Raw genomic sequence first — 24557 nt, forward strand, 5'->3', positions numbered from 1 at the left:
GATGATCGCAGCGCAGCGGTTCCCGGCACGGGAAACGGCCAAGCCTGTGAGCAGGCTCAGTCTGTGAGCGGGCCAGGTCTGTGGGCAGGCCGAGTCTGTCAACGACAAGTCTGCGAACACCTTGGGCCGCTGGAGCAAATCGGGGAGAGCGTAAGGTGGCGAGCCAGACCGAGACGACGAATCCGGAAGCCGACCGTCCCGTCATCCTCATCGTCGAGGACGAGGCCCTGACCATCATGGACCTCGGCGACGTGCTGGAGGGGGGCGGCTACGACACCGTGCAATGCGCCTCCGCTGAGCGCGCGCTGTCCATCCTTCAAGCGCGGCCCGACATCTGCGGCCTCGTAACCGACGTACAGCTCTCGGGCCGGGTCGACGGCTTCGATCTGGCCGCTTCCGTCGCCCAGGCGCGGCCGAACCTGCCGATCCTGATCGTGTCCGGCCGCGCCTCGCCCGATCCCGAGCGCATGCCGGAGGGTGCGCAGTTCATCGCCCGCCCCTGCGCGGGCGAGGATATCCTGGCCCGGCTCAAGGGATTGATGCCGCATTGCTGAGCGCGGCGCGCCAAGCTGCGACGGTTTGCTCTAGGCCCTGTTCGAGGCCGTAGCGGGCCGAAAAGCCAACCTCGTCCGTCAGGCGCCGGATGTCGGCCTCGATGCAGGCCGGCTCCGTCGGGCCGAGGGGGCGGGCGCCGAAATCGATCAGATCGGGGCGTCCGGTCAGCGCACCGATCGTTTCCAGGATTCTGCGCACCGGCACCGCTTCGCCTGAGCCGAGATTGACGGGCCCCTCCACCCCCGAGTCGAGCAGGGCCGCGAAGGCCGCTCCCACATCGGCGACATGCAGGAAATCGCGGCGCTGCCGGCCCTCACTGGTGGCGAGACGCTGGCCGGCGAGCAGCGCCCGCGCCGCATCGCCGACGAGCCGGCCCGGCGTCTCGCCGGGACCGTAGAGGTAGAACAATCGTCCCCAGCCGAGGGAGAGGCCGGCGGTCGCCGCATAGGCTTGCAGAATGCGGCGAAGACCGTCCTTGGCGGCGCCGTAGAGCGTCGCCGGACGGCAGGGGGCTACCTCCGACAAATGACCCTCTCGGATCGCCGCTGCATCCCCTCTCCCCGCACGGGGGGAGAGGGCTTCGGCGACCCTGTCGTCGCGGAAGCGAGGCGGCAGACGAGGGTGAGGGGGCGCGGCCGGATGAGGTTCCGTCCAAGACGCCCCCTCACCGCCGCTTCCGCTTGTTGCGCCGACGACAAGGTCGTCGCGACCCTCTCCCCGCGTGCGGGGAGAGGGGGATTCCAGTTCTTCGCGCGGTAGAAGGTTGATCCCCGTCCAATCGTACTCGGCACACGTCCCAGCCACGACCGCGCGAGTGCCGCCCGCCTCGCGGAAGGTCCGCACGAGGTCGAGGCTCGCCGCCGTCCAATCGAGGTTGTCCGGTGCCTGCCAGTAGCGGCCGGGCGTGGTGACCCAGGCGAGGTGGAGCAGGTGGCTCGCCGAGGCCGCTTGCACGGCGGCCCGGCGCTGCACCGGATCGAGCAGGTCGGCCGCGTGGAAGGCGTGGACCCCTTTCGGCGCGGTTCGGCCGATGGCCTGAACCTCGAAGCCGCGAGCGACGAGCGCGGCGACCGCGTGGCGGCCGACGAAGCCGGCCCCTCCGGTGACGAGAACCCGCTTCACCGCCCTGCCCAATCGGGAAAGGCGAGGTCGCGCGATGCGATGACCGTCACCGGCTCCGGCCACGCGAGCCCGAAGGCGGGATCGTCCCAGCGCACGCCGTCGGCGGCGGAGGCCACGAACGGCCGGTCGATCATGTAGAGAATCTCGGTGTCGTCGCTCAGGGTCTGGAAACCGTGGGCGAAGCCCGCCGGGATGTAGAGGGCGTGGCGGTTCGCGGCCGAGAGCGTCACGGACGCGGTGCGGAGATAGGTCGGCGAATCGGGCCGCAGGTCGATCACCGCGTCGTGGATCGCGCCGCCGGTGCAGCGCACGAGCTTCGTCTCGGCGTGGGGCAACTTCGAAAAATGCATCCCGCGCACGGTGCCGCGGCGATGATTGAACGACACGCTCGACTGCGTGAAGTGCCCGACCAGCCCACGCTCCGCGAATTCGCTCTCGCACTGGGTGCGGGCGAAGAAGCCGCGCTCGTCCGCGTGCGGCTCGGGCACGACGCGGAACAGGCCGGGCAGCGCGAGTTCCTCGAAGATCACCAGGCGTTCGCCTTCCTTTGGCTCAGCGGCACGCTTGATTCCATTTAACCCCTCATCCTGAGGTGCCCGCGCCAGCGGGCCTCGAAGGATCCTCCGGCCAGCCGCGCGATCCCTGACGATCCATCGAGGCCGCTTCGCGGCACCTCAGGATGAGGGCGCAAAAGGGATGGCTGAAGCGACCATCAGAACACCGTCAGTTCGGGGATCGCCACGGCGAAGCGTCCGCCCCATTCGCGGATCGCCGCCATCTCGCCGGCGATCTCGTCCTTGAGGTTCCAGGGCAGGATCAGCACCGTATCGGGGCGCACGCCCAAGAGTTCGTCCGGCGAGACCACGGGGATGCGGCTGCCGGGCAGCCACGTGCCCTGCTTGTGCGGCGAGCGGTCGGCCACCGCGCGGATCAGCTCCGGCTTGATGCCGCAATAGTTGAGGAAGGTGTTGCCCTTGGCCGCCGCGCCGTAGGCGCAGACCGTGCGGCCCGCCGCCCGCTCCTCGATCAGGAAGCGGAGCGCCGCGCATTTGATGTCGGCCACCGCCCGCCCGAACCCGGCATAGCCGGAGGGGTCGAACAGGTGCGCCCCCCACTCGCTGAGCACCACGCGCTCCAACTCCGGCGTCGGCGCGTGCGCGGCGGCCTTGTGGCAGGCGAAGACGCGCAGCGAGCCGCCATGGGTCGGCCATTCCTCGACATCGAACACCCGCAAGCCGTGCTGGCGCAGGATGCCGATGACCACGCCGAGCGAGAGGTAGGAGAAGTGCTCGTGGTAGATCGTGTCGAACTGCCGCTGCTCGATCATCCGCAGGAGGTGCGGGAACTCGAAGGTCGCCACGCCCTCTGGCTTCAGGATTTCGGCAAAGCCCGCCGCGAAATCGTGGATGTCGGGCACGTGGGCGAGCACGTTGTTGGCCGCCGTCAGATCCGCCTTGTGGCCCGCCGCCGCGAGCTGCCGGGCGGTCTCGCGGCCGAAAAACGCGACCTCGGTGGGCACGCCGCGCTCGACGGCGACGCGAGCGACGTTGGCTGCCGGCTCGACGCCGAGCACCGGCACGCCACGGGCGACGAAGTATTGCAGCAGGTAGCCGTCATTGCTCGCGACTTCGACGACTTTGCTATCCGGCCCGAGGCCGAAGCGCGCGATCATCGCGGCGACGTAGCTCTCGGCGTGGCGCAGCCAGCCGGCGGAGAAGCCGGAGAAGTAGGCGTAATCGGAGAAGATCGCCTCGGGGCTCTCGAAGGCTTCGAGTTGCACCAGCCAGCAGGCATCGCAGACATAGGCGTGGAGCGGGTGGAAGACCTCGCCCCGGTGGCGCCGTTCCGGCGTGACGTAGGAATTGGCGAGCGGCGACAGGCCGAGATCGCAGAAGGTCCGGGTGAGGGCGGCGCCGCAGGCGCGGCAGGTCGGGGCGGTCACGCTTGGACTCCGGCTTTTGCTCCAGGCTGGCCCAGCGCCTCGTAGCGCGCGATTTCGGCCTCGGCCAGAGCGCGGGGATCGGCGCCGGACGCGGCCGCGCGGTACCAAGCGGCAGTCCAGTCGAGCGCCGTGTCGAGGGTCAGCCGCCGGTCCCAGCCGAGGCGGGCGCGGGCCTTGGAGGCATCGACCTTGAGATAGGTCGCCTCGTGCGGATGGGTCTTCTGCGAGAGGTGCCAGCCGGCTCCCCCGCCCCAGCCCTGCGCCAGCCGCTCCACGAGGTAAGAGACCGGCCGGCAATCCTCGTCCGCCGGCCCGAGATTCCAGCCCTCCGCGAAGGCGGCGCCGTCGTCGCCCGCGAGGCATTCGGCGAGCCTGAGGTAGCCGGCCAGCGGTTCCAGCACGTGCTGCCACGGGCGGATCGCGTGCGGCGCGCGGATCTCGACCGAGTCCCCGGCCCCGAAGGCGCGCACGATATCGGGGATTAGCCGATCGAGGGACCAGTCGCCGCCGCCGATGACGTTGCCGGCCCGCGCGCTGGCGATCCGCGCCGGATGGCCGCCTGCGCCGAAGAACGAGGCGCGGTAGGCGCTCGTCACGAGTTCGGCACAGCCCTTCGAGGCGCTGTAGGGATCGCGCCCGCCCATCGCCTCGGTCTCGCGATAGGCATAGGGCCATTCGCGGTTCTCGTAGGCCTTGTCGCTCGTCACGACGACGACGGCGCGCACGCTCGGGGCCAACCGCACCGCTTCCAGCAGGTGAACACTGCCCATAGTGTTGATCGCGAACGTCCCCACCGGATCGGTATAGGAGGGCCGCACCAGGGCCTGCGCCGCCATGTGGATCACGATCTCCGGCTCGGCAGCCGCTACGGCCGCGGCAAGCGCCGACAGGTCGCGGATGTCGCCGATGCGCGAGTCCTCGGACGGGAATCCGATCGCCTCGAACAGGTTCGGCCGCGTCTCAGGGGAAAGGGCGAAGCCGGTGACGCGGGCGCCGAGGCGGGCGAGCCACAGGCTCAGCCACGCGCCCTTGAAGCCGGTATGCCCGGTGAGCAGCACGCGCTTGCCCGCCCAGAAGGCGGGATCGGGGTTGAGCGCACCCATCACCACACCTTCCAGGGCGCGTCGCCACGGGCCCAGAGCTCTTCCAGGTGCTTCTTGTCGCGCAGGGTGTCCATCGCCTGCCAGAAGCCGTGATGATGATAGGCGTGGAGCTGGCCGTCGCGGGCGAGGCTCTCCAGGGGGCCGCTCTCCCACACGGTGGCGTCGCCCTCGATCCGGTCGAGCACTTTTGGCGACAATACGAAGAAGCCGCCATTGATGGTCGCGCCGTCGCCGGCCGGCTTCTCGCGGAAGCTGCGCACCGCGTCGCCCGCAAGGTCGAGCGCGCCGAAGCGGCCCGGCGGCACCACCGCCGTCAGCGTCGCGAGCCGCCCGTGCGCCTGGTGGAAGGCGGCGAGCCGCGTGAGGTCGATATCGGCGACGCCGTCGCCGTAGGTCATGAAGAAATCGTCGTCGCCGAGATAGTCGCGCACCCGCTTGAGCCGCCCGCCGGTCATGGTGGCGTCTCCCGTCTCGATCAGCGAGACCTTCCAGTCCTCGGCCGCCGAGCGGTGGAACTGCACGTCGCCTCGGCCGAGATCGAGCGTGACGTCGCTCAAGTGCAAGCGGTAATTGAGGAAAAACTCCTTGATGACGTAGCCCTTGTAGCCGAGGCAGATCACGAACTCGGTCACGCCGTGGGCGGCGAAGATCTGCATGATGTGCCAGAGGATCGGCCGTCCGCCGATTTCCAGCATCGGCTTGGGGCGCACCACGGTCTCCTCCGAGAGCCGCGTGCCGAGCCCGCCCGCGAGGATCACGGCCTTCACAGGTGGTCTCCGGGTCTGTCTGTCGTCGTCATCATCGCCACGCCTCTACCATGTGCTGCCGTGCTGCCGGAAACCGCTCGGCGTCGAGGGTGAAGGCGGGCGGGCGGATGCCGAACGGGTCCGGGTAGTACGGGTCGCGGGCGAGCCGTGCGCCCCAGCGCTTGCGGAAGCGGGCCTGCTCGGCGGGATCGACGGTGGGGATGCGGTTGCGGCTCTCGTAATGGTGCAGGCTCGCCTCGGCGCAATAGACTGTGCGCAGGCCTCGCTCGCCGAGCCGCAGGCAGAGGTCGATGTCGTTGTAATTGATGGCGTATCCCTCGTCGAAGCCCTGAATGGCTTCGAAATCCGCCCGCCGCACCATCACGCAGGCGCCGGTCACGGCGAGAGTGTTGCGGTTGGCCAGACTCGAGCCGTGATACCCGGCGTCGTCACCGGGGAAGCCACGGCAGACATGGTCCGGCAGACCCTCGCCGAAGACCACGCCGGCATGCTGAATGGCTGCCATCCTCGAACAGGAGCTTGGGGCCGACCGCACCGACGCCGGGGATGGCGAGCTGCGCCAGCATCGCCTCGATCCAGTCCGGCGTGACGACGCTGATATCGTCGTTGAGAAAGACCAGCACGTCGCCGCTCGCCGCCCATGCGCCGAGATTCATCTTGGCGGCGACGTTGAAGACGGGCTTGTCCCAGGTGACGGTGCGCGCGCCGAACCGCTCGACGGCGGCCCGCGTCTGCGGGCGCAGGTCGCCGTTATCCACCGCCACGATCTCGATGTTGTCGTAAGTGCCGGTCTCGCGGATGCTGGCGAGGCAGGCGGCGAGCAGATCGACCGTGCGCCCGCCGATGAGGCTGTCGCGCCCGGCGGTCGGGATCACCAGGGAGACGAGCGGGCGCGTCGCGAGCGCGCGCCGCAGGGCGAAATTTGAGGCGCTGAGCGCGCGGACGGCATCGAGCCCGCCGGTGCGCCGGGCGCGTCCGGCCAGCGCGCGGGCGGCCGCCTCCGGATCGGGCGCGGCGGCGCGGCGATGGCAGAGCACCTGCGCGACGTGGCCGACGCGCTCACTCCGCTCGGTCACGCGGAGCGCGAGGTCGTAGTCGGCCGCGCCCTCGCTCTCGCCCGGAAAGCCGCCGGCCGCCCGCACCAGGGCAGTGCGGTAGAGGGCAAGCCCGCCGATGTAAAAGCTGCTCTCGAGTGTCTCGGGCGACCAGTCCGGCTTGAAATAGGGATCGCAGCGCTCGCCCGCCGGCCCGATCCGGTCCTCATCCGTGTAGAGCAGGTCGAGATCGGGCTCGCGGGCGAGCCGCCGGACGAGGGCGAGAAGCGCCTGCGGCGCGAGCCGGGCGCCGGGCTCCATCGTGGCGAGATAGGGGCCGCGCGCCTGCGCCAGCGCCGCATCGAGGGAGGCCGCTTTGCTTTTCGCGGACGGCAGCAGACGAATGCGGCCGTCCTCCGCCGCTAGCGCGTCAAGCGCGGCCGATGGCGCCGCCGCGAGGCACAATTCCCAATCCGGGTAGACCTGCGCCCGCAGGCTCGCGACCGTCTCCCCGAGCTGGACCGGATCGTCGCCGCCCGCCATGAGCAGAGAGATCAATGGGCGCTCCGGCAGGGCCGCGAGCTGCGCCCGCATCGTCTCGATGGAGGGCAGGGCCTTGGCTTCCACCGCTTGAATCCAGGCGGCGTAGCTGGCGGGCGGACAGTGGGTCTGGGCGGCGCGGGTGAGGCGGCGCCAGATTTCGCCGGGCGGCACGCTGCGCAGGAGGCCGACGGCGCGCCGCAGGAGGCGCAGCGGCCGACGCTCCTGCGGCGGCAACCGTTCGATGATCTTTTGGGCGGATAGGAGGGCCGCCTCGATCCGGCCCGCCGGCGCGATCCGCACCCCGTCGAGGCGGAAGCGCGGGCCTGCCTCGGCGGCTTCCAGGCGTAGCGCGCGTGTGCCGCGCGGCAGGCGGATCAGGTCATCGGTGCCGTCTGCCCGCACGGTGAGCCGGTAGCGGCGCGGCTCGGCCTCGCCCCGCGCCTCGACCGCGAGCACCGGCCGCACCGAATCCGGCCGGCAGCGGATGCGGATGCGCTGGCCCGACAGGGCCGACACCGCGTCCGACGGGCCGAGCGCGAAAACCGGATCGGGGCCGGTCGCGATCCAGGCGTCGTCCGCACAACGGCGCAGGTCGCGCAGGGGGTAGAGGCCGAGCGCCTCGCGGCGCTTCATGGAAACAGCCCGTCGTCTCGGTTCCGGTGGAAGCTCATGCGGCGCCGGAATCCACGAAATCGGCCGCGCCGTGAAGCGGTTTCTCGCAAAAGCGGTGTGTTGTCGGCCCTGTGTCGGCAAAGCGAAGGGTTTCTGTCATCGAAGTTTCATCGCCGGTCGGCAGATGCTTGCCCTGCGGGCCGCCCAGAGGGCACTCTTTCCGGGCAGCTTTCAGGAGCCCGCACGTCCGTGAAGGGAAACCGGATCATGTCGGCGGCAAACGAAGTGGTCGCCATGGCGGCACACGGCGAAGCTCCCGCTCAGCCGGGCGGCCGAAGCGCGGCAAAGGATAAGGCGAGCAAGACCGTCAAGCGGCTGCGCCCCCCGGCGGCCAAGAGCGTCGGCTGGGCGCTCGTTCAGGCAGCGCGGCTGCACCGCGCCCGGATCGGCGACCGGCTCGCCGAACTCGACCTGTTCGCCGGCCAGGAGCAGGTGGTGCAGGCGCTGGCGGCGGCCGGCAGCATGACCATGGGCGATCTCGCCGCGACCCTGCGGGTGCGCCCGCCGACCGCCTCCAAGACGATCTCGCGGCTCGCCGCCCTCGGCTTCGTCGAACGCCGGGCCGAAGCCGGCGACGGCCGCATCGTGCGCGTGCGCCTCACCGAGACAGGCTTTGCCAAGGCCGCCGCGATCGAGCGGATCTGGGACGAGGTCGAGGCCGAGCTGCTCGAAGACTTCGACAACAAGGAGCGCCGCCGCCTGCGCAAGCTCCTGCGCCGCGTCGCCCGCAGCCTCGCGGGAGCCGCGGGCGTGACCGGCCACGAAGAGGCCGATGCCGAGATCGACGGCGAGGCCGACGACGAGGACGAAGCCTTGCTGGCTCCGGGCGCGACGAGCGCGGTCGTCTGATCCTGAGGCAAAGCCGGCGGCGCGTAGCCCCTATCGAGAGGGGCCGCCTCGCCAAGTGTCGTGGGGTCAGCCGATTCTTGAGATTCGGCGTCCGGGGCGATGCGCTCGCCTAACCGGTCAGGCCCGCCCGGCGGGCACCATGTCGGCGAGATCCAGCTGGGCCGGGCGGGAGAGGGCGGCGGCCAGCATCGCCTCCAGGACGATGAGGTCGGTTTCCGGGTCGGGCTCCCAGCCGCAGGGGCAGTGCCCTTCGGGACCGTGTGCGGCGGCCACCTGACGGTAGAGCGTGCCGACGGTACGCGCCGCGGCTTCGAGGGCGGCCATGACGTGCATCGGCTCGCGCTGAAGTGCCTGCCAGAACGCGGTCGTGAGTGCCCGCTCCAGCGTGCCCTGCGCGTGCCGCTCCGACGCGTCGGGCGGGGCCGTGACGAGGCCGGCGCTCATGCCTGCACCTGCTCCCGCACGTCGACCGGCACCAGCCGCGGCGGTGTCGCGTCTCCCGGCTCCAGCCCGACCAGAGATTCGAGGCCACCCCGGCTCAGGCCGAGGGAGGAGCCGTCCCACCACACGAGGCGCACGGATTCGAGCACCGCGTCGAGGGCCGCGAGCAGACCAGCCAAGCCGCCGGAGCCGTCGCGGACCGAGGACAGCGTATCGGCCCGCAAGGGCCACGCGCTGACGGTAGAAGCGTTCGGGAATGTCAGAAGGTGCGCCATGCATTTATCATGGCTCCATCTGTCGATATTGCGCAAGCGATCTTCAAAACATTGGAAATGCTTTAATCGAGCTCTGTTCCGAGGCTTCGCACTATTGATTTAGAACAATTCAACACGCCTCAAAAAATCACTGCAGCATCTCGGTTTGGCCGGGCCGGACGGTGTCGATCAGCGGACGGGCTGGTCGAAGGCCGTGTCGGGGTAGGGCTCGCCCTTGAGGGTGAAGTGCCACCATTCCTGCGCGTAGGGCACGAAGCCGGCGCGAATCATCGCGTCGCGCAGGCGGTGACGGTTGCGCGACTGGATCGGGCTGACGCCGGGAAAATCCGTCGCCGAGGCCGGGTCGAACAGGTCGAACGGCGTGCCCATGTCGAGTTCGGCGCCGTCGGCGCTGCGCACCAGCGTCAGGTCCACGGTGGAGCCGCGGGAATGCGACGAGCGCTCGGCGATGTAGCCGAGGCGGAACAGATCCGCCTTGTCCGTCCGCGGGTAATAGGCGGCCTTCATGCGTGTGTCGGCCGGGTCGCGCGCCCAGGCGGCGAAGTCGGCCACCGCCTGGCGCGGGCGGTAGCAGTCGAACACTTTCAGGCCGAGGCCGTCCGGCGCCAGCGACGCCTGCACCCGGGCCAGCGCGCCGGCGGCCTGCGGGGTGAGCAGGCAGCGCGGTGCCTCGTAGCCGACGATGGGCCGGCCGACGAAGTTGTCGGAGCCGGCATAGCGCATGTCGAGCGCGAGCCCCGGCACGTGCCGGGCGGCATCGACGAAGGGATCGGCTTCCGCCGCGGCCGGCTGGGACGCGGCGAGGGCGAGGCCCGTCAGTGCGACGCGCATCAGGCCCGCCATGCCAGCAGCCCCGCGCCCGCCGCGATCAGCCCGACGCCGAGCCAGTGATGGGGTGCGAGGCGTTCGCCGAGGAAGAGGACGCCGAACACGGCCACGAGCACGACGCTCAGCTTGTCGAGCGGCGCGACGCGGCCGGCGTCCCCGAGGGCGAGCGCCCGGAAGTAGCAGAGCCAAGACGCCCCAGTGGCGAGCCCCGACAGGATCAGGAAGACGAGATTTCTGCCGGAGACGCGGCCCAGCTCCTGCGCCTGTCCGGACGCGGCGAGGATCGCCCCGGCGAGCGCCACCACGACGAGCGTTCGAATGAAGGTCGCCACATCCGGCGCGACGCCGTCGATGCCGACCTTGGCGAGGATCGCCGTGGCGGCGGCGAACCCCGCGGAGAGCAGGGCCCAGAACCGCCACGACAGGAGCCATTCGCTCACCGCTTCCTCCTTCACAGGGCGTGGCGCATCACGATCAGGGCCAGGGCCAGCCCGCCGATGCCGGCCAGAACCGAGACGAGCACGTAGGCGAGCGCCGCCAGCCCGTCGCCGCGCTCCATCAGGGTGAAGGCTTCGAGGGAAAAGGTCGAGAAGGTGGTGAAGCCGCCCAAGATCCCGGTGGCCACGAACAGCCGCGCCTGGGGTGGCCCGCCGCGCGCGGCCAGCCAGCCGGTGACGATCCCCATCAGCACCGATCCGGCGACGTTGATGCCGAGCGTGCCCCACGGAAAGCTCGCCCCGAGCCGCACGGCCCAGGCGTTGACGCCGTGGCGCATGACACCGCCGAGGCCGGCACCGAGGAAAACGAGAAGGGTGTTCAAGGCTGAAGGCTCGGGATCAGATGCGGCGACGGCAGCGGGCTAGCAAGGCGCGTGCAGATCTAGCGCATCGAGCGGCCGAACGCGCGTCCCGCCAGAAACCGGTGCGCTCTGCATGGGCGGTTCGGGCCATGCTTGGCCGTCTTTGCGAGCGTCCGCCAAGCGATCCGGACAATGCGACGGCAACAGGTCTGGCACGGGTCGTTGGAGCCGGCCCTTCAAAAGAAAGCCCCGCCGGCACTGGGCCGACGGGGCTTCTGTTTCGAGCCGACGGGGTGGTTCAGTCCTCGCCCAAAATCTTATCGGGCGTGATCGGCAGGTGGCGAATGCGCTTGCCGGTGGCGTGGTAGACCGCGTTGGAGATCGCAGCGGCCACGCCGACGATGCCGATCTCGCCGAGGCCCTTCACGCCGAGGGGGTTCGCCTTGTCCTCCTCGTCCACGAAGATCACGTCGATGTCGTGGATGTCGGCATGCACCGGCACGTGGTACTCGCCGAGATTGTGGTTCATGAACCGGCCGATGCGGTGGTCGAGCATCGATTCCTCGTGCAGGGCCGAGCCGATACCCATGACGACGCCGCCGAGGATCTGGCTGCGGGCCGTCTTGAGATTGATGATCTTGCCTGCCGCGATGGCCGACACCACGCGGGTGCAGCGCACTTGGCCGAGTTCCTCGTCGATCTTCACCTCCACGAAGATCGCCGAATGGGTGTAGGCCTCGAATTCTTGCGCAAAATCCTTGTCCGGTGCGGCCTCGCCGGTCGCCTCCAGCTTCTGCGTGCCGGTCGCTTTTAGAACGTCGGTGAGCGCCACGCTCTTGGACGGATCGCCCGCCACCTCGATGCGGCCGTTCGAGAAGACGACGCGCTCGAAATCGGCGTTGGCCAGCGGTGAGTTCTCCATGCCGCGCGCCAGCTTGAACGCCTGCTCGGCGATGTCGCGGCAGGCCTTCATCACGGCGGTGCCGGAGGAGGCCGCCGTCCACGAGCCGCCGGCCACGGGGGCCTTGGCGAGCTTGGTGTCGCCAAGCTTGGTCGTGACGTGTTCGAGCGGCAGGCCCAGCGTGTCGGCAGCGATCTGGGTCAGGATCGTGTAGGTGCCCGTGCCGATGTCGCCCGTCTGGTTGCCAACTTCGAGCCGGCCGTCCGCGGTGAGCACGGCATGCGCACTCGACTGCATCATCATCGATTCCCAGATGCCGGTCGCCATACCCCAACCGACGAGTTCCCGGCCCTCGCGCATGGAGCGCGGCTGCGGGTTGCGCCGGCTCCAGCCGAAGCGCTCGGCGCCCTCCCGGAAGCACTCCTTGAGCGCCTTGGAGCCGAACGGCTTGTCCTCGGTCGGGTCGCTCTCGGTGTAGTTCTTCAACCGAAGCTGGATCGGATCCTGGCCGGTGGCGTAGGCCAGTTCGTCCATCGCCGTCTCGATGGCGTAGACGCCAGTCACCGCGCCGGGCGCGCGCATATCGCCCGGCGTCGGGGTATCGATCTTGGCAAGGCTATAGGTGAGCGCGACGTTGTCACAGTCGTAGAGCACGCCCGACCAATTGACGACAACCTCCTGGTAATCCTCGTAGGCCGAGGTGCCCTGCACCGCGTCGTGCTTGAGCGCGGTGAGCTTGCCCGAGCGGTCGGCGCCCAGCGAGACAGTCTGGAGCGCCTCCGAGCGGTAGGTGAAGGACCACATCTGGTCGCGGGTCAGCGTCACCCGCACCGAGCGGCCGAGATCCTTCGCCGCCAGCATCGCCAGGAAGAGCTGGTATTGCGGGCGCAGGCCCGAGCCGAAGCCGCCGCCGAGATAGGGGTTCAGCACCCGCACCTGCTCCGGCTTCAGACCGAAGGCGCTGGCGATGTAGTCGTGGGTGTTCGAAACGCCCTGGATCTTGTCGTAGACCGTGTAGGTGCCGTCCTTCTCCACGACGACAGTCGAGGCGTGCGGCTCCATCGGGTTGTGGTGCTCGTCGGCCATCCGGTACTGGCCGTTGACGCGAATTTCGGCCGCATCGAACGCTTTTTCGGCATCGCCCCATGGCTCCGGCGGCGGCTTGATGCCGGCCCGCTTCATCGGCGGATCGAAGGCCTCGGCGGCCTGCGCCGAGAGGTCGGTGCGCGGCGCCACGACCCCGTAATCGACCCGCACCAGGGAGGCGGCGTAGCGCGCCGTCTCGAAATCCTCGGCGACGACCAGGGCCACCGGCTGGCCGGAGAACACGATCCGGTTGGTCGCTAGCGCCTGGAACGGCGCGCCGGGGGGCGCCACCGCGTCCTGGTAATCCTCCGGATTGTCGGAGGTGGCCGGGCGGTTCTCGTGGGTGATCACCTTGATGACACCCGGCACCGCCTCTGCGGCGGAGGCGTCGATGCTCCGCACACTGCCCTTGGCGATGGCGCTCGACACGACCACGCCGTAGGCGAGGTCGGGCGCGGCGAACTCGCCGGCATATTTGGCGAGGCCCGTGACCTTGGCCGGGCCATCGACGCGGCTGACGGCGCTGCCGACGAAACGGTCGCGGCCGGCCGCCGGGCTGATCTGGACGGTCATGGCTGCTCCTTACTGGATGCGCTTGTCGGACTGGGACTGGGGCGTGCCGGCGGCGGCCTGCTCCAGGCCGCGGACGATGGCGCGGCGCGCCAGCTCGATCTTGAAGCCGTTGGTCGCCTGCGGCTTGGCCTCGCGCAGGATCAGGTCGGCCGCGGCCTTGAAGCTCTCGCGGGTGGCCGGCTTGCCCTGCAGCAGCGCCTCGGCCTCGGTGTTGCGCCAGGGCTTGTGGGCGACGCCGCCGAGCGCAAGGCGCGCGGTGCGGATGGTCTGGCCGTCGAGTTCGAGCGCGGCGGCAACCGAGACCAGCGCGAAGGCGTAGGAGAGCCGGTCGCGCAGCTTCAGGTAGGTGTGGTGCTTGCCGCCAAAGCCCTTGGCCGGCAGGTCGATGGCGAGGATGATCTCACCGGGCGCGAGGTTGGTGTCTTTCGAGGGCTCGTCGCCGGGCAGGCGGTGGAAGTCGGCGAAGGGGATCGAACGGTCACCCTGCGGCCCGCTCACCTGCACGGTTGCTTCCAACGCGGCGAGCGCCACGCACATGTCGGACGGGTGGGTGGCGATGCAGTGCTCGCTGGTGCCGAGGATCGCGTGGATGCGATCGACGCCGCCGATGGCCGAGCAGCCGGAGCCCGGCTCGCGTTTGTTGCAGGGCGTCGCCGTATCGTAAAAGTAGTAGCAGCGGGTGCGCTGCAGCAGGTTGCCGCCGGTCGAGGCCGCGTTGCGGAGCTGTGCCGAGGCGCCGGCCAGGATCGCGTCCGCCAGCAGCGGATAGCGCTCGCGGATGCGGGCATCGTAGGCCAGCGTCGCGTTGGTGACGAGGGCGCCGATGCGCAGGCCACCGTCGCGCTCCTCGATCTCGCCGAGCGGCAGGCGGGTGATGTCGATGAGCTTGCCCGGCCGCTCGACGTCGTACTTCATCAGATCGATGAGGTTGGTGCCGCCGGCGATGAAGCGGGCCGCCGGGTCGCTGCCCAGCGCCTGCACCGCCTCCGCCACCGTGCTGGGGCGAACGTAATCGAAGCGGTTCATCGGGCGTCTCCCTGGTGCATGACCTCTTCGATGGCATCGACGATGTTGGTGTAGGCGCCGCAGCGGCAGATGTTGCCGCTCATCGCCTCACGGATCTCGTCGCGGGTCTTGGCATGGCCCTCATTCATCAGGCCGACCGAGGAGCAGAGCTGGCCCGGAGTGCAGTAGCCGCACTGGAAGGCGTCGTGCTCGACGAAGGCTTCCTGGATCGGGTGAAGGCTGTTCTTGCCCTCGCGATGGGCGAGGCCGGCGAGCCCCTCGACGGTGGTAATCTCCGCGCCGTCCTTCATCACCGCGAGGGTGAGGCAGGAGTTGATGCGGGTGCCGTTCACCAGCACGGTGCAGGCGCCGCACTGGCCGTGGTCGCAGCCCTTTTTGGTGCCGGTCAGATCGAGGCGCTCGCGCAGGAGATCGAGCAGCGTGGTCCAGGGCGCCACCTGAAGCGCGCGCCGCTCGCCATTGATGGTGAGCGTGATGCCGATTGTCCCGACGGCGCCGGGCGAACCGCTGTCGATGAGCATGGTTACATCCGTGATGAGGCTCGGGCTCCGCACGGACGGAACGCGAGGCACAGGGCTTCGCGAGGGGCCGGACGGGGAGCGCGTCTTGGAAGGGCGTGGGCTCAGGGCCCGCACCGGGTCGTGGCGATAACGATTCCAAGGTGGCCCTGTTCCGCTCGCCCTGGGGAGGGACGGCACGGCGCGATCACGGACCAGCGAGGCTTAGGCGCGCTTCCCGGCGGGCCGGGGTTACGCGGGGCGAGAAGCTCGGCTAACGCTTGCCCCGCACGCCGACTTCGAGGAGCCGCCATGGCCGATGCACTCGACCCCGTCCTCAACGACATCGACCGCGATCTGGACAACAGCCTGGAGCGGCTGTTCGCGTGGCTGCGCATCCCCTCGATCTCGACGGATTCCGCCTATGCCGGCCATTGCCGCGAGGCGGCGCAGTGGCTCGAAGGAAACCTGGCCGCGCTCGGCTTCGAAACCAGCGTCGAGGAGACCTCGCTGCATCCCGTCGTGCTGGCGCACCGCCCGAAGCCGGGGGCGTCGCACGTGCTGTTCTACGGCCATTACGACGTGCAGCCGGTCGATCCGCTGAATCTGTGGCGCACCTCGCCGTTCGAGCCACGCATCGAGGAGACCGACGGCACCAAGCGCATCGTTGCTCGCGGCGCCTCCGACGACAAGGGTCAGGTCATGACCTTCGTCGAGGCGTGCCGGGCGCATCTCGCGATGAACGGCGACCTGCCCGTCGGCGTCACCATCCTGATCGAGGGTGCCGAGGAGAACGGCTCTCAGGGGTTGCCCGAATGGGTCGAGGCCAACCGCGAGCGGCTGAAGGCCGACGTGGTGCTCGTCTGCGACACCGGCATGTGGGATCGGCAGACGCCGCAGATCACCACCTCGCTGCGCGGGCTCGCCTATTACGAAGTGAAGGTGACCTGCGCCGACCGCGACCTGCATTCCGGCTTCTTCGGCGGTGCGGCGGCCAACCCGATCCACGTCCTGTCGCGGATCATCGCCGACCTCCATGACGCGGACGGCCGCGTGACCCTGCCGGGCTTCTACGACGGCGTGCGCGAGCCCCCGCCCGAGCTGCTGGAGCAGTGGCGCGGTCTCGGCCTGACCCCTGAGAAGTTCCTGGGACCCATCGGCCTAAAAGAGCCGGCCGGCGAGCGCGGGCGCCTGCCGATCGAGTTGATCCAGTCGCGCCCGGCCTGCGACGTCAACGGCATCATCGGCGGCTATACCGGCGAGGGGACGAAGACCGTCATCGCCTCCCAGGCCTCCGCGAAAGTCTCGTTCCGCCTCGTGGACGACCAGGACCCGGAGCAGCTCTCGAAGACCTTCGAGGCCTTCGTGCGCGCGCGCATCCCCGCCGACTGCTCGGTCGAGGTGATCTGCTACAAGGGCTCGCGGGCGGTGGCCTTGCCCTACGACATGCCGCAGCTCGCCGCCGCCCAGGCCGCGCTCGCGGCCGAGTGGGGCCGCCCGGCGGTGGCGGTGGGGGCTGGCGGCTCGATCCCGATCGTCGGCGACTTCAAGCGCATCCTCGGCCTCGATACCCTGCTGATCGGCTTCGGCCTCGACGACGACCGCATCCACTCGCCCAACGAGAAGTACGAACTGACGAGCTTCCACAAGGGCACGCGCTCCTGGGCGCGGATCCTCTCGGCGTTGGCGCAGGCGTGAGGGCGACGCGGCGCCAATGACACCGGGAATTCCCATCCGCCGTCCTCATCCTGAGGTGCCCGCGCCAGCGGGCCTCGAAGGGTGTTCCAGATCCCACGCGATCCCTGGACGATCCTTCGAGGCCGCTGCGCGGCACCTCAGGATGAGGCTGCGGGTGGGAGGCTCGTTGGTCCCCTCGGCAAACGGCGTGACGGCATGAGTGCCGCTGCGCTGTCACAGCCGATGCAGGGGGCCGTCCCCGGCCGGCTCATCGAGGCCGCGCCCGGCGCCTGCGTGCTGCGCTTTCCCCTGCCGCCCTCGCTGCCGATTCCGCTGCATGTCGCGGCGCCCGAGACGGTGCGGCTGGTGACCTGGGTCTTTTCCGGCCTTGAAGCGGGTGCGCCGGACGGTCCCGTCTGCCTGCTGGCGCTCGAAGCGGAGGGTGCTGCACTGCGCGAGGGCGTCACCCTCGCCACGCATTTCCGCGACCTCGTGGTGCGGTCCGAGCCGGCCGCGAGCGATGTCCTGCCTCCGTCCGAGCGAACCCTGCTCGCGCGGGCGCTGCTCTCGGCGGGCACGGCCGGGCTCGCGCCGCTCGGGCGCCTGTTCGGCCTCATCGAGGCGTCGGTCATCGCGCTGCCGGTCGCCGAGGATGCGCCGGATCTCGCCGACGAGGATCACGGTTGGTCGCTGGGCGGCACCGCGATCCCGCACGGCCTGCTGTTTCGCGCACGCGCCGGCTGGGGCTGTGCGCGGGTGGCCGGGGCACGGCTGCGCTTTGGCCGGCACCCGCGCCAGCATCTGACCCTCGAACCCGTTTGGGGTGCGGCGCCCGAGGGCCTGCCGGAGCGTTCCATCGCGCTCCACGCCCACGGCTTCACGGCGCTGACGATAGGGGCCTCGTGATGCCGCTCGACCAAGCGGAGAAGCCCGCGATCCTCGTGCTCGCACCGATGCCGGCCGCGCCCGTAAGCGCCGGCAACCGGCGCCGGTTGGCGGCCACCTGCGAGGCGCTGACCCGCGGCGGCTTTGCCATCGATCTCGCCTATTACGCCCACGAGGATCAGATCTATCGCCGCTTCGGCCAGCACCCGCCGACCGATCTCGTGGAAATGGAGCGGACGTTCCGCAACGTCTTCCTGATCGAGGCGCGGACCGTGATCCCGCTGAAGACGCGCTCGACCGCCTTCGGAATCGACGAATGGTGTCCCGACGAGGTCGGCGACTTCGTCGCGTGGTACTGCTCCGCGTATCCCGAAACCGGCGCGGTGCTGGTGAACTACGTCTTCCTGTCGCGCGCCCTGGAACGGGTGCCGCCGGGCGTCCTGACACTGATCGACACCCACGACCGCTTCGCCGGCCGCCAGACCCAGTACCGGCCGTTCCGCGCCGAGCCGAACTTCTTCTACACCGACGCGGCCGGCGAGGCGGCGGGTCTCGCCCGCGCCGACATCGTGCTGGCGATCCAGGCGGCGGAAGCCGGCTATTTCGCAAGCCTGAGCGATAGCCGCGTCCTGCTGCTGCCGCCGCATTTCCCGGCCCAGACACCGTTCGCCGTGCCGGAACGGGTCGCCCGCATCGGCTTTCTCGGCCACGGCAACGACCCGAACCTGTTCTCCATCGGCCGCTTCATCCGCGCTTGGCGCGACGGCTGGACCCCGGATCGACCCGAACTCGTCATCGCCGGCGAAATCTGCCGCAGCCTGCCCGGCGTCGAAGGACCCGGCGTGCGGCTGCTCGGCTATCTCGACCGGTTGGAGGATTTCTACGCCCAGGCCGACCTCGTCGTGGCGCCGATGCTGATGGGCTCCGGGCTCAAGATGAAGGTTGGCGAGGCGCTCTCCTTCGGCCGCCCGGTGATCGGCACCGAGATCGGCCTCGAAGGTTTCGAGCCGGTGGAGCCGGCCCATCGCTGCCGCGATGCGGAGGCGGTGAAGGCGGCGGTCCTGGCGGTGGCAGCCGACGCCGAGGCCCTGGCGCGGCTGACGCGGGCGAGCGAGGCGCTGTTCACGCGCTACGCCGCGACGGCGCTGGCGGCAGAGGCGGAGCTGATCGGGTTGCTAACAGCGCACGAACGCGAACGCATGTCCCCCTCTCCCCGCACGCGGGGAGAGGGTCGCGACGACCTTGTCGTCGGCGCGACAAGCGGTAGCGAGGGTGAGGGGGCGATACAGGTAGAGACTCGTTCGTCTGCGCCCCCTCACCTTCGGCTGCCGCCTCGCTTCGGCGACGACGGGGTCGCCGAAGCCCTCTCCCCGCGTGCGGGGAGAGGGGACGCCGCTGCCGAGGTGGAGGGAACTCCGAGGCAGGTTGTCCGAGGCGGCGGCCTCGTCCTGACCTGCGAAACCTACGCCCGCTCCCGGCCCGCCGCCGATCCCGATCTCGGCGTGCTGGTGGCCACCGAACGGCGATCCGGCCATGGCACGGCGGCGGTCTATGCGCCGCAGCGGCAGCGCTGGTTCGCCCGTGCGGAGGCGGCAGCCGACGGCGCGGCGCCCGATCTCGGTCCGCTCGATGTCGCCCTGTCGCCCGAATGGGTGCGCGATAGAACGCTGCCGCCCGCAACTCGCGCGGCGCTGGCCCGCGCCTTCGCCCGGATGCAGGCGGATTGGGAGACGGAGGGCCGGATCGTCGGCTGCGCAGGGGATCGGCTTGAAATCGAAACCCTGCTGCCCGGCGTGCTCGTCAACGGCACCCATCCGGCGGCCGCCTTCCTGGTCGCGGGGGAGGGCGCTTCCGAATGGCGCCTGGAGCGGGTCACGGCCCTCCACCGGCGCCGGATCGACACCTATGCCAACCTCACCGGCCGCTTGCCGGCACCGCTGCCCGTGAGCCTGTCCTTCCGCGGGGCGGCCACAGGCCCGGCGAGCGGGTGCCTCCTGTTCCTCACCGATGACGGGATCGGCCGGATCATTCTGCCGGAGGGCACGGCTTAGCCCATGAGCGAAACCCCCGCCGTTCCCCTGCTCGACACCATCGATCCCGGCACCGGTCGCCGCGCGGCGCTGGCTGAGGCCGCGCTGATTGTCGAGGCGATCCAGCGCAACAGCGTGCGCCTCGCCTTCGTGCCGCAGCCCGATCCGGACGTTTCCATCGTCATCGTCGCCCGCGATGCCCGCCACCTCCTGGCGCTCACCCTCTATCGCCTCTGCGCGAGCCAGGGGCTGGCCGGCGTCCGCTTCGAGGTCGTGCTGGTCGACAACGCCTCCGCGCCGGAGACCCGCGCCCTCTACCCGCATCTCGACGGGGTGACGCTGATCGAGAACGCCACCAACACCGGCTTCGGGCCCGCCTGCAACGCGGGCGCGGCGAGGGCGCGGGGGCGCTTCATCCTGTTCCTCAACCCGGATGTCGATCTCCTGCCCGGCGCGCTGGCGGCGATGGTCGCGACCTTCCGCGATCACGAGGGCACCGGCATCGTCGGCGCCCGCCTCGTCTTCCCCGGCGGCGTGCTGCAGGAATCGGGCGCAGGCTTTCGCGACGACGCGCAACTCACCCATCCGCACGGACGCGGCAACGCCGACCCCTTCGCCCCCGAGCATGCCGCGACCCGCGATGTCGGCTACGTCTCGGGCGCCGTGCTGATGATCGAGCGGGCCCTGTTCGAGGCGCTCGACGGCTTCGATCCGCTCTTCGCCCCGGCCTATTTCGAGGACACCGACCTCTGCCTGCGCTGCCATCAGGCCGGGCGTCGCGTCATCGTGCAGCCGCGCGCCACGGCGATCCACTACGAGAACGCCACCAGCGCCCGCCGTGAGGACGTGGAGGCGCTGCTCGACCGCAACCGCGCCCACTTCCTCGACCGGCACCGGCAGAGCCTGTTCGCGCAGGGGCCGCAGCCGCGCGGCACCAGCCTCCTCGACCACGATCCCTGGCGCCTTCGGGTGCTCTACGTCGATGACCGGGTGCCGCATCTCGATCTCGGCGCCGGCCTGCCGCGGGCCAACGCCATCCTCAATGCCATGGCGGGTCTCGGCTACGCGGTGACGTTCTTCCCGAACTACGAGGCGGATGCAGAGGAGGCGCGGCGCTACCGCGACCTCGATGAGCGCATCGAGATTTCTTACGCCAGCGGCGACGAGGGCTTCGCCCGCCTGATCGCCGAACGGCGCGACCATTACGACGTGCTCTGGGTCAGCCGCCCGCACAACATCCTGTTCGTCACGCAGGCGCTGCACGCCGCGGGGCTCGACCCGCGCAGCTTCGTGCGCTCGAAGGTGATCTTCGATTCCGAGGCCTTGTTCGCGCTGCGCGACTTCGTGACGGAGGCCGCGACTGCGGGCAGCGCGGTGGCTGCCGATCTGGCGTGGCAGGCCGAGCGCGAGACGCGCCTGTTCGGGCTCGCCGACGCGGTGGTCTGCGTCTCCCCGGCCGAGGCACGGGTGCTCGCCCGTTACAGCGCCTGCAACGCCACCGTGCTCGGCCACGCCCTGACCCGGCCCGAAGCGCCGACGCCGGGCTTTTCCGGCCGCGCGGGCTTCGTCTTCGTCGGCGCGCTCGCCCGCGAAGGGCAGCCCAACGTCGATTCCCTCGACTGGTTTTTCGGGAGCGTCTGGCCGCTCGTCCGGGCGCAATTGCCGGCGGCGCAGCTCACCATCGTCGGTGGGATCGCGCCGGAGATCCGGGAACGCTATGCGCGCGAGCCGGGTGTGCAGGTCACCGGCCGGGTGCCGCAGACCGAGCCCTATCTCGATGCGGCCCGCGTGTTCCTGGCGCCGACGCGCTTCGCCGCCGGCATTCCGCATAAGGTCCACGAGGCGGTGGCGCGCGGCCTGCCCTGCGTCGTCACGCCGATCCTCGCCGATCAGGTTGGCTGGGCGGACGGCGCCGGCTTCCTCGTGCGCGACTGGCGCGACCCAAGACCCTTTGCGGAGGCGCTGGTGGCGCTCCACGAGGACGCGGCCCTGTGGGACGCGGTTCGGGAGGAGGGGAGCCGGCACATCGCCGAGGATTGCGACGCCGAGGCCTTCGCGGCCGCGATCCGGGCCCTGTGTGAGGCGCAGGTCGTCGCATGAGCGCATCCCCCGTCGCCCGCCTCGTCGGCCTTGCCAGCGGGCTCCTGCGCCGCGCCGTGATCGGCCGCGTCCCGAAGCTGTTCGATGCCGCCTATTATCGCGAGCGCAATCCAGGCGTGGCGCGCAGCGGCCTCGACCCGTTCCTGCATTACGCGTGGTTCGGCGCCCGTCGGGACCGGAACCCGAACGCGGATTTCGACACCGCTTTCTACCGTCGGCAGAGCGGCCGGACCCGGCTCGATCCTCTGCGCCACTACGGGCAGATCGGCGCGGCGCAGGGCCTCGATCCGAACCCCGGCTTCAGCACCAGCCTCTATCTCGCCCGCTATCCCGACGTGGTCGCGGCGGGGGTCAACCCGCTCCAGCACTTCCGCACCGACGGTCGGGCGGAGGGGCGCGAGGCGGCGCCCTCGCCGATCGAGCCTGACCGCCTGCGGGCACTCGACGGCGTGGCGGAGGATCACCGCCTCACCCTGCCGGAGGCCGAGGGCGGGCGCTTCGCCCTGACGCTGCTGCGCGACAGCCCGCTCGACCGCACGGCGGATTTCGCGCCGCGCTTCTGCCTGCAGCTCTGCGTCGATGGCGTCGAATACGACGCCCTGCTCGACGCATTCCGCGCCTTCGAGGCGGGGGCGCAGGCCTCGCTTGCCCTGGAGATCGACACGGGCGCCGGCCCGCACCCGCCGATGCCGACGCAGCTCCTGGCTTTTGAGCGCTGCTTCGTCTCCCGCTCCGGCGACGGCCGGATGCTGCATCTGCGCTATGCCGAGTTGCGGGCCTGGGACCTGCGCCTCAAGCGGCCCGGCGTGGCGGCCGTGTTCCCCGGCGGCTATTTCTCGGCGCGGCTGCTGGCGAAAGGGGAGGGGTGGCCGGCGGCCTGAAACCCCGCCCGGGCTTCGGGGAAACCGAGGCGGCGACGGGCGTTCCTCGGGTGAAGAACCCGAGCAGGATGGCCACCATGAACGACGACGACCGTCAGACGCGCGAGGAGCGCACCGACTCCACCGGACCCAATGCCCGGCCCCGCGACACCACCATCGCCCAGACCGGCGAGGGGATCCCCGACGATAGCGGGCGGCCCGTGCAGGTCGACGAGACGGAGGCCAAGCGGATCGAGGAGAAGATCCGCGCGCTGTGATCCAAGCTCAGCCCCCGGCCTTCCCATCCGTGGCCTCATCCTGAGGTGCGCAGCGAAGCGGAGCCTCGAAGGATCTTCCAGGGGTCGCGCGGGATCTGGAGGATCCTTCGAGGCCGCTTCGCGGCACCTCAGGATGAGGGCGTCGGGTTGGAGGATCGGCCGCTTGCTGTTGTCAGGCTGGCCGCTCCGAAAAGATCGCCTTCTTGACGATAGCGTGGACACCCCAGTTGCCGTCGACCACCTGGGTGATGCCGAAATCGACTGCGACCGACATCAACGAGATCGCCTCGTCCTCGGTCAGCCCCTTCGCCTGCATCAGGAACTGACGCATCTTGCGGAAGGCGTCGCGCATGGCGAGGTCCAGCGAGGATTTCTGGAAGATCGCGTTCTGCGCGTCCGGGCCGAGATCCTTCAGGTAGTTCGGGTAGCTGAAGCCCGAGAGCACCCAATCGTCGGCGGTTTCGATCATTGGGAAGTCGAGGGACTCCAGCGACGTGCCGGCGAGATCGACCCGCTTGTGCAGGATGAACTGGAAGGTGCCGGTGAGCGAGCACTCGATCGCCGTGCCGCAGAGTTCGGAATCGCCCTGGCTCGCATGGGGGTCGCCCACCGAGAACAGGGCACCCGGCACGGCGACGGGATAGTACATCGTCGCGCCCTTGCCGATGCGCCAGTTGTCGATGTTGCCGCCGGTGTAGCTCGGCGGAATCGAGTTCACCATGTCGGCTTCGGACGGGGCGAGGCCCATCGTGCCGAAATGCGGGCGGATCGGCACGCGGATGCCCTTCAGCACGTCGAAGCTGCGCTTGGTCTTGGTGTGATCGATCGGCAGGCCGGGATAGTCGATCGTCGGATGCTCGCGGCCGTCCGGATCGGTCACGCCCGGCCAGGGGAAGCTGTAGACGGCCTTGGCCCAGTCGCGCTCGCCGGTCGCATCGACCTCGTAGATGGTGAGAACCTCGCGCTTCTTAGCCCCCAGCATGTCGTTGTAGTGGTAGCCCCACCATGCCGCTGCGTTGCTGCCGAAGGTCCGGCCCTTGAATTTCGGGTTGGCCGAGGGGCGCGGCGCCACGTCGAGGATGCGCACCTCCAGCACGTCGCCGGGTTCCGCGCCGCGGATCGCCACCGGGCCGGTGCAGATATGAACGCCGAGCCCGCCGCCGGGACCGAGCTTGGAATCCTCCGGCCCGGCGCCGCGGCGCGGCACGCCCTTCTTCTCCTTGGTCCAGAGGAATACGCTCTCGGCGCCGGGATCGCCCGTCACCATCCGCTCGGCGTCGTCGTTGGCGTGGTGGGTCAGGGTCTCGATGGTGACGAAGTCGCCCGACTCGATCTCGACCTGGGGTTTGAGGGTCTTCGAGAAGTAGCCCCAGTGGATGGTCTCGGCATTGGCCGGCAGGTGGTAGTGGGCCGTCTGCTTCAGCCGGCGTGCGCTGCTCTGCGCCAGGGCCGGGCTCACCAGTGAAAGGCCGCCCGCCGCCAGCGCCGCGGCCCCTCCGGTGGCGACGAAGCCGCTCTTCAGGAAGGACCGCCGCTCGGGCTCCATGTCGCGCCGGTAGCGCAGCCGATGTTCGGCGAAGGCGGCACAGGTCGGATCGTCACCACGGCACATTGCAGACTCCAGACGCGTTCAACGCCTGGAACTGAATGCAAAATTACAGCCAAGCTCGGGGCCCGTCCTTGCGTGAAGCAGGGGGCCCCGAGGCTCGGTGCA

24 protein-coding genes are annotated in these 24557 nt (G+C 70.0%); 8 read left to right on the plus strand and 16 right to left on the minus strand.

Features of this window, described 5'->3' with window-relative positions:
- Positions 1–155: 155 nt before the first annotated feature.
- Entirely contained in the window at positions 156–554 is a 399-nt protein-coding gene (locus tag M2437_RS04345) for a response regulator (RefSeq protein ID WP_003603986.1), read from the plus strand.
- Here M2437_RS04345 and M2437_RS04350 read toward each other — a convergent pair.
- The 7 genes from M2437_RS04350 to M2437_RS04380 form a co-directional block, all read right to left on the minus strand.
- Positions 529–1677: an NAD-dependent epimerase/dehydratase family protein gene (locus tag M2437_RS04350; RefSeq protein WP_253389470.1), complete on the minus strand. Its 1149-nt coding sequence runs from the start codon at positions 1675–1677 to the stop codon at positions 529–531. The two genes, M2437_RS04345 and M2437_RS04350, sit on opposite strands and share 26 nt — an antisense overlap.
- Entirely contained in the window at positions 1674–2207 is a 534-nt protein-coding gene (locus tag M2437_RS04355) for a dTDP-4-dehydrorhamnose 3,5-epimerase family protein (protein WP_253389471.1), read from the minus strand. Before M2437_RS04355 ends, M2437_RS04350 begins: the two co-directional genes overlap by 4 nt.
- Positions 2208–2389: 182 nt before the next feature.
- Positions 2390–3619 carry a class I SAM-dependent methyltransferase gene (locus M2437_RS04360; RefSeq protein WP_253389472.1) on the minus strand — a complete coding sequence of 410 codons (1230 nt, stop codon included), beginning with the start codon at positions 3617–3619 and terminating at the stop codon, positions 2390–2392.
- Positions 3616–4722 carry a CDP-glucose 4,6-dehydratase gene (rfbG, locus tag M2437_RS04365; RefSeq protein WP_253389473.1) on the minus strand — a complete coding sequence of 369 codons (1107 nt, stop codon included), beginning with the start codon at positions 4720–4722 and terminating at the stop codon, positions 3616–3618. Before rfbG ends, M2437_RS04360 begins: the two co-directional genes overlap by 4 nt.
- Entirely contained in the window at positions 4722–5489 is a 768-nt protein-coding gene (rfbF, locus tag M2437_RS04370) for a glucose-1-phosphate cytidylyltransferase (RefSeq protein ID WP_253389474.1), read from the minus strand. Before rfbF ends, rfbG begins: the two co-directional genes overlap by 1 nt.
- A 31-nt stretch (positions 5490–5520) precedes the next feature.
- On the minus strand, positions 5521–5994 hold the full coding sequence (locus M2437_RS04375; protein WP_499006493.1) for a glycosyltransferase: 474 nt from the start codon (positions 5992–5994) through the stop codon (positions 5521–5523).
- A complete protein-coding gene (locus tag M2437_RS04380; RefSeq protein ID WP_499006494.1) occupies positions 5918–7699 on the minus strand; it encodes a glycosyltransferase family 2 protein in 1782 nt (593 codons plus the stop codon). The genes M2437_RS04375 and M2437_RS04380 overlap by 77 nt, the downstream gene beginning before the upstream one ends.
- 246 nt (positions 7700–7945) lie before the next feature.
- Here M2437_RS04380 and M2437_RS04385 point away from each other — a divergent pair, with 246 nt between their 5' ends.
- Positions 7946–8587, plus strand: coding sequence for a MarR family winged helix-turn-helix transcriptional regulator (locus M2437_RS04385; RefSeq protein WP_253389476.1), 642 nt, complete (start codon positions 7946–7948; stop codon positions 8585–8587).
- A gap of 117 nt (positions 8588–8704) precedes the next feature.
- Here M2437_RS04385 and M2437_RS04390 read toward each other — a convergent pair whose 3' ends face one another.
- From M2437_RS04390 to M2437_RS04425, 8 genes are all read right to left on the minus strand, one after another.
- Positions 8705–9031 carry a hypothetical protein gene (locus M2437_RS04390; protein ID WP_253389477.1) on the minus strand — a complete coding sequence of 109 codons (327 nt, stop codon included), beginning with the start codon at positions 9029–9031 and terminating at the stop codon, positions 8705–8707.
- Positions 9028–9303: a hypothetical protein gene (locus tag M2437_RS04395; protein ID WP_253389478.1), complete on the minus strand. Its 276-nt coding sequence runs from the start codon at positions 9301–9303 to the stop codon at positions 9028–9030. The genes M2437_RS04390 and M2437_RS04395 overlap by 4 nt, the downstream gene beginning before the upstream one ends.
- A 168-nt stretch (positions 9304–9471) precedes the next feature.
- Positions 9472–10134, minus strand: a complete 663-nt coding sequence (locus M2437_RS04400) for a M15 family metallopeptidase (protein ID WP_253389479.1) — start codon at positions 10132–10134, stop codon at positions 9472–9474.
- Positions 10134–10571 (minus strand): EamA family transporter, encoded by a 438-nt coding sequence (locus M2437_RS04405; RefSeq protein WP_012252562.1) that lies wholly within the window; start codon positions 10569–10571, stop codon positions 10134–10136. The genes M2437_RS04400 and M2437_RS04405 overlap by 1 nt, the downstream gene beginning before the upstream one ends.
- 11 nt (positions 10572–10582) lie before the next feature.
- The gene (gene crcB / locus M2437_RS04410) at positions 10583–10951 is read right to left on the minus strand and encodes a fluoride efflux transporter CrcB (RefSeq protein ID WP_012605818.1); all 369 of its coding nucleotides are present in this window, start codon (positions 10949–10951) and stop codon (positions 10583–10585) included.
- A 277-nt stretch (positions 10952–11228) separates the two neighbouring features.
- Positions 11229–13490: a xanthine dehydrogenase family protein molybdopterin-binding subunit gene (locus M2437_RS04415; protein ID WP_076640982.1), complete on the minus strand. Its 2262-nt coding sequence runs from the start codon at positions 13488–13490 to the stop codon at positions 11229–11231.
- 9 nt (positions 13491–13499) lie between these two features.
- Positions 13500–14516: an FAD binding domain-containing protein gene (locus M2437_RS04420; RefSeq protein WP_056463308.1), complete on the minus strand. Its 1017-nt coding sequence runs from the start codon at positions 14514–14516 to the stop codon at positions 13500–13502.
- Entirely contained in the window at positions 14513–15037 is a 525-nt protein-coding gene (locus tag M2437_RS04425) for a (2Fe-2S)-binding protein (RefSeq protein WP_003599579.1), read from the minus strand. The genes M2437_RS04420 and M2437_RS04425 overlap by 4 nt, the downstream gene beginning before the upstream one ends.
- A gap of 288 nt (positions 15038–15325) precedes the next feature.
- Between M2437_RS04425 and M2437_RS04430 the strand changes: the two genes are divergently transcribed.
- The 6 genes from M2437_RS04430 to M2437_RS04455 all read left to right on the plus strand — a co-directional run bounded on the left by M2437_RS04430 (position 15326) and on the right by M2437_RS04455 (position 22843).
- Positions 15326–16711, plus strand: a complete 1386-nt coding sequence (locus M2437_RS04430) for a M20/M25/M40 family metallo-hydrolase (RefSeq protein WP_253389480.1) — start codon at positions 15326–15328, stop codon at positions 16709–16711.
- Positions 16712–16906: 195 nt separating this feature from the next.
- The gene (locus tag M2437_RS04435; protein WP_012605814.1) at positions 16907–17596 is read left to right on the plus strand and encodes a hypothetical protein; all 690 of its coding nucleotides are present in this window, start codon (positions 16907–16909) and stop codon (positions 17594–17596) included.
- Positions 17596–19626, plus strand: coding sequence for a glycosyltransferase (locus tag M2437_RS04440; protein ID WP_253389481.1), 2031 nt, complete (start codon positions 17596–17598; stop codon positions 19624–19626). The genes M2437_RS04435 and M2437_RS04440 overlap by 1 nt, the downstream gene beginning before the upstream one ends.
- A gap of 3 nt (positions 19627–19629) precedes the next feature.
- The gene (locus M2437_RS04445) at positions 19630–21705 is read left to right on the plus strand and encodes a glycosyltransferase (protein ID WP_253389482.1); all 2076 of its coding nucleotides are present in this window, start codon (positions 19630–19632) and stop codon (positions 21703–21705) included.
- Positions 21702–22586 (plus strand): hypothetical protein, encoded by an 885-nt coding sequence (locus tag M2437_RS04450; RefSeq protein WP_253389483.1) that lies wholly within the window; start codon positions 21702–21704, stop codon positions 22584–22586. Before M2437_RS04445 ends, M2437_RS04450 begins: the two co-directional genes overlap by 4 nt.
- Before the next feature lie 77 nt (positions 22587–22663).
- Positions 22664–22843, plus strand: a complete 180-nt coding sequence (locus M2437_RS04455) for a hypothetical protein (protein WP_253389484.1) — start codon at positions 22664–22666, stop codon at positions 22841–22843.
- Positions 22844–23015: 172 nt separating this feature from the next.
- Here the strand turns inward: M2437_RS04455 and M2437_RS04460 are convergent, their stop codons facing one another.
- Complete coding sequence (locus M2437_RS04460; protein WP_253389485.1) at positions 23016–24455, minus strand: acetamidase/formamidase family protein; 1440 nt, start codon at positions 24453–24455, stop codon at positions 23016–23018.
- Between the last annotated feature and the right edge of the window lie 102 nt (positions 24456–24557).

The sequence above is a fragment of the Methylorubrum pseudosasae genome (assembly GCF_029504475.1).
In the GTDB taxonomy this organism is placed as follows: Bacteria; Pseudomonadota; Alphaproteobacteria; order Rhizobiales; family Beijerinckiaceae; genus Methylobacterium; species Methylobacterium extorquens.

Bases quoted from the DNA above. Each gene is read 5' to 3' on its own strand.
- M2437_RS04445 (WP_253389482.1), top strand. From the start codon at position 19,630: ATGAGCGAAACCCCCGCCGTTCCCCTGCTCGACACCATCGATCCCGGC.
- M2437_RS04460 (WP_253389485.1), bottom strand. From the start codon at position 24,455: ATGTGCCGTGGTGACGATCCGACCTGTGCCGCCTTCGCCGAACATCGG.
- M2437_RS04450 (WP_253389483.1), top strand. From the start codon at position 21,702: ATGAGCGCATCCCCCGTCGCCCGCCTCGTCGGCCTTGCCAGCGGGCTC.
- M2437_RS04395 (WP_253389478.1), bottom strand. From the start codon at position 9,303: ATGGCGCACCTTCTGACATTCCCGAACGCTTCTACCGTCAGCGCGTGG.
- rfbG (WP_253389473.1), bottom strand. From the start codon at position 4,722: ATGGGTGCGCTCAACCCCGATCCCGCCTTCTGGGCGGGCAAGCGCGTG.
- M2437_RS04420 (WP_056463308.1), bottom strand. From the start codon at position 14,516: ATGAACCGCTTCGATTACGTTCGCCCCAGCACGGTGGCGGAGGCGGTG.
- M2437_RS04380 (WP_499006494.1), bottom strand. From the start codon at position 7,699: ATGAAGCGCCGCGAGGCGCTCGGCCTCTACCCCCTGCGCGACCTGCGC.
- M2437_RS04430 (WP_253389480.1), top strand. From the start codon at position 15,326: ATGGCCGATGCACTCGACCCCGTCCTCAACGACATCGACCGCGATCTG.
- M2437_RS04435 (WP_012605814.1), top strand. From the start codon at position 16,907: ATGAGTGCCGCTGCGCTGTCACAGCCGATGCAGGGGGCCGTCCCCGGC.
- M2437_RS04375 (WP_499006493.1), bottom strand. From the start codon at position 5,994: ATGGCAGCCATTCAGCATGCCGGCGTGGTCTTCGGCGAGGGTCTGCCG.
- M2437_RS04425 (WP_003599579.1), bottom strand. From the start codon at position 15,037: ATGCTCATCGACAGCGGTTCGCCCGGCGCCGTCGGGACAATCGGCATC.
- M2437_RS04415 (WP_076640982.1), bottom strand. From the start codon at position 13,490: ATGACCGTCCAGATCAGCCCGGCGGCCGGCCGCGACCGTTTCGTCGGC.
- M2437_RS04440 (WP_253389481.1), top strand. From the start codon at position 17,596: ATGCCGCTCGACCAAGCGGAGAAGCCCGCGATCCTCGTGCTCGCACCG.
- M2437_RS04390 (WP_253389477.1), bottom strand. From the start codon at position 9,031: ATGAGCGCCGGCCTCGTCACGGCCCCGCCCGACGCGTCGGAGCGGCAC.
- M2437_RS04400 (WP_253389479.1), bottom strand. From the start codon at position 10,134: ATGCGCGTCGCACTGACGGGCCTCGCCCTCGCCGCGTCCCAGCCGGCC.
- M2437_RS04455 (WP_253389484.1), top strand. From the start codon at position 22,664: ATGAACGACGACGACCGTCAGACGCGCGAGGAGCGCACCGACTCCACC.
- M2437_RS04385 (WP_253389476.1), top strand. From the start codon at position 7,946: ATGTCGGCGGCAAACGAAGTGGTCGCCATGGCGGCACACGGCGAAGCT.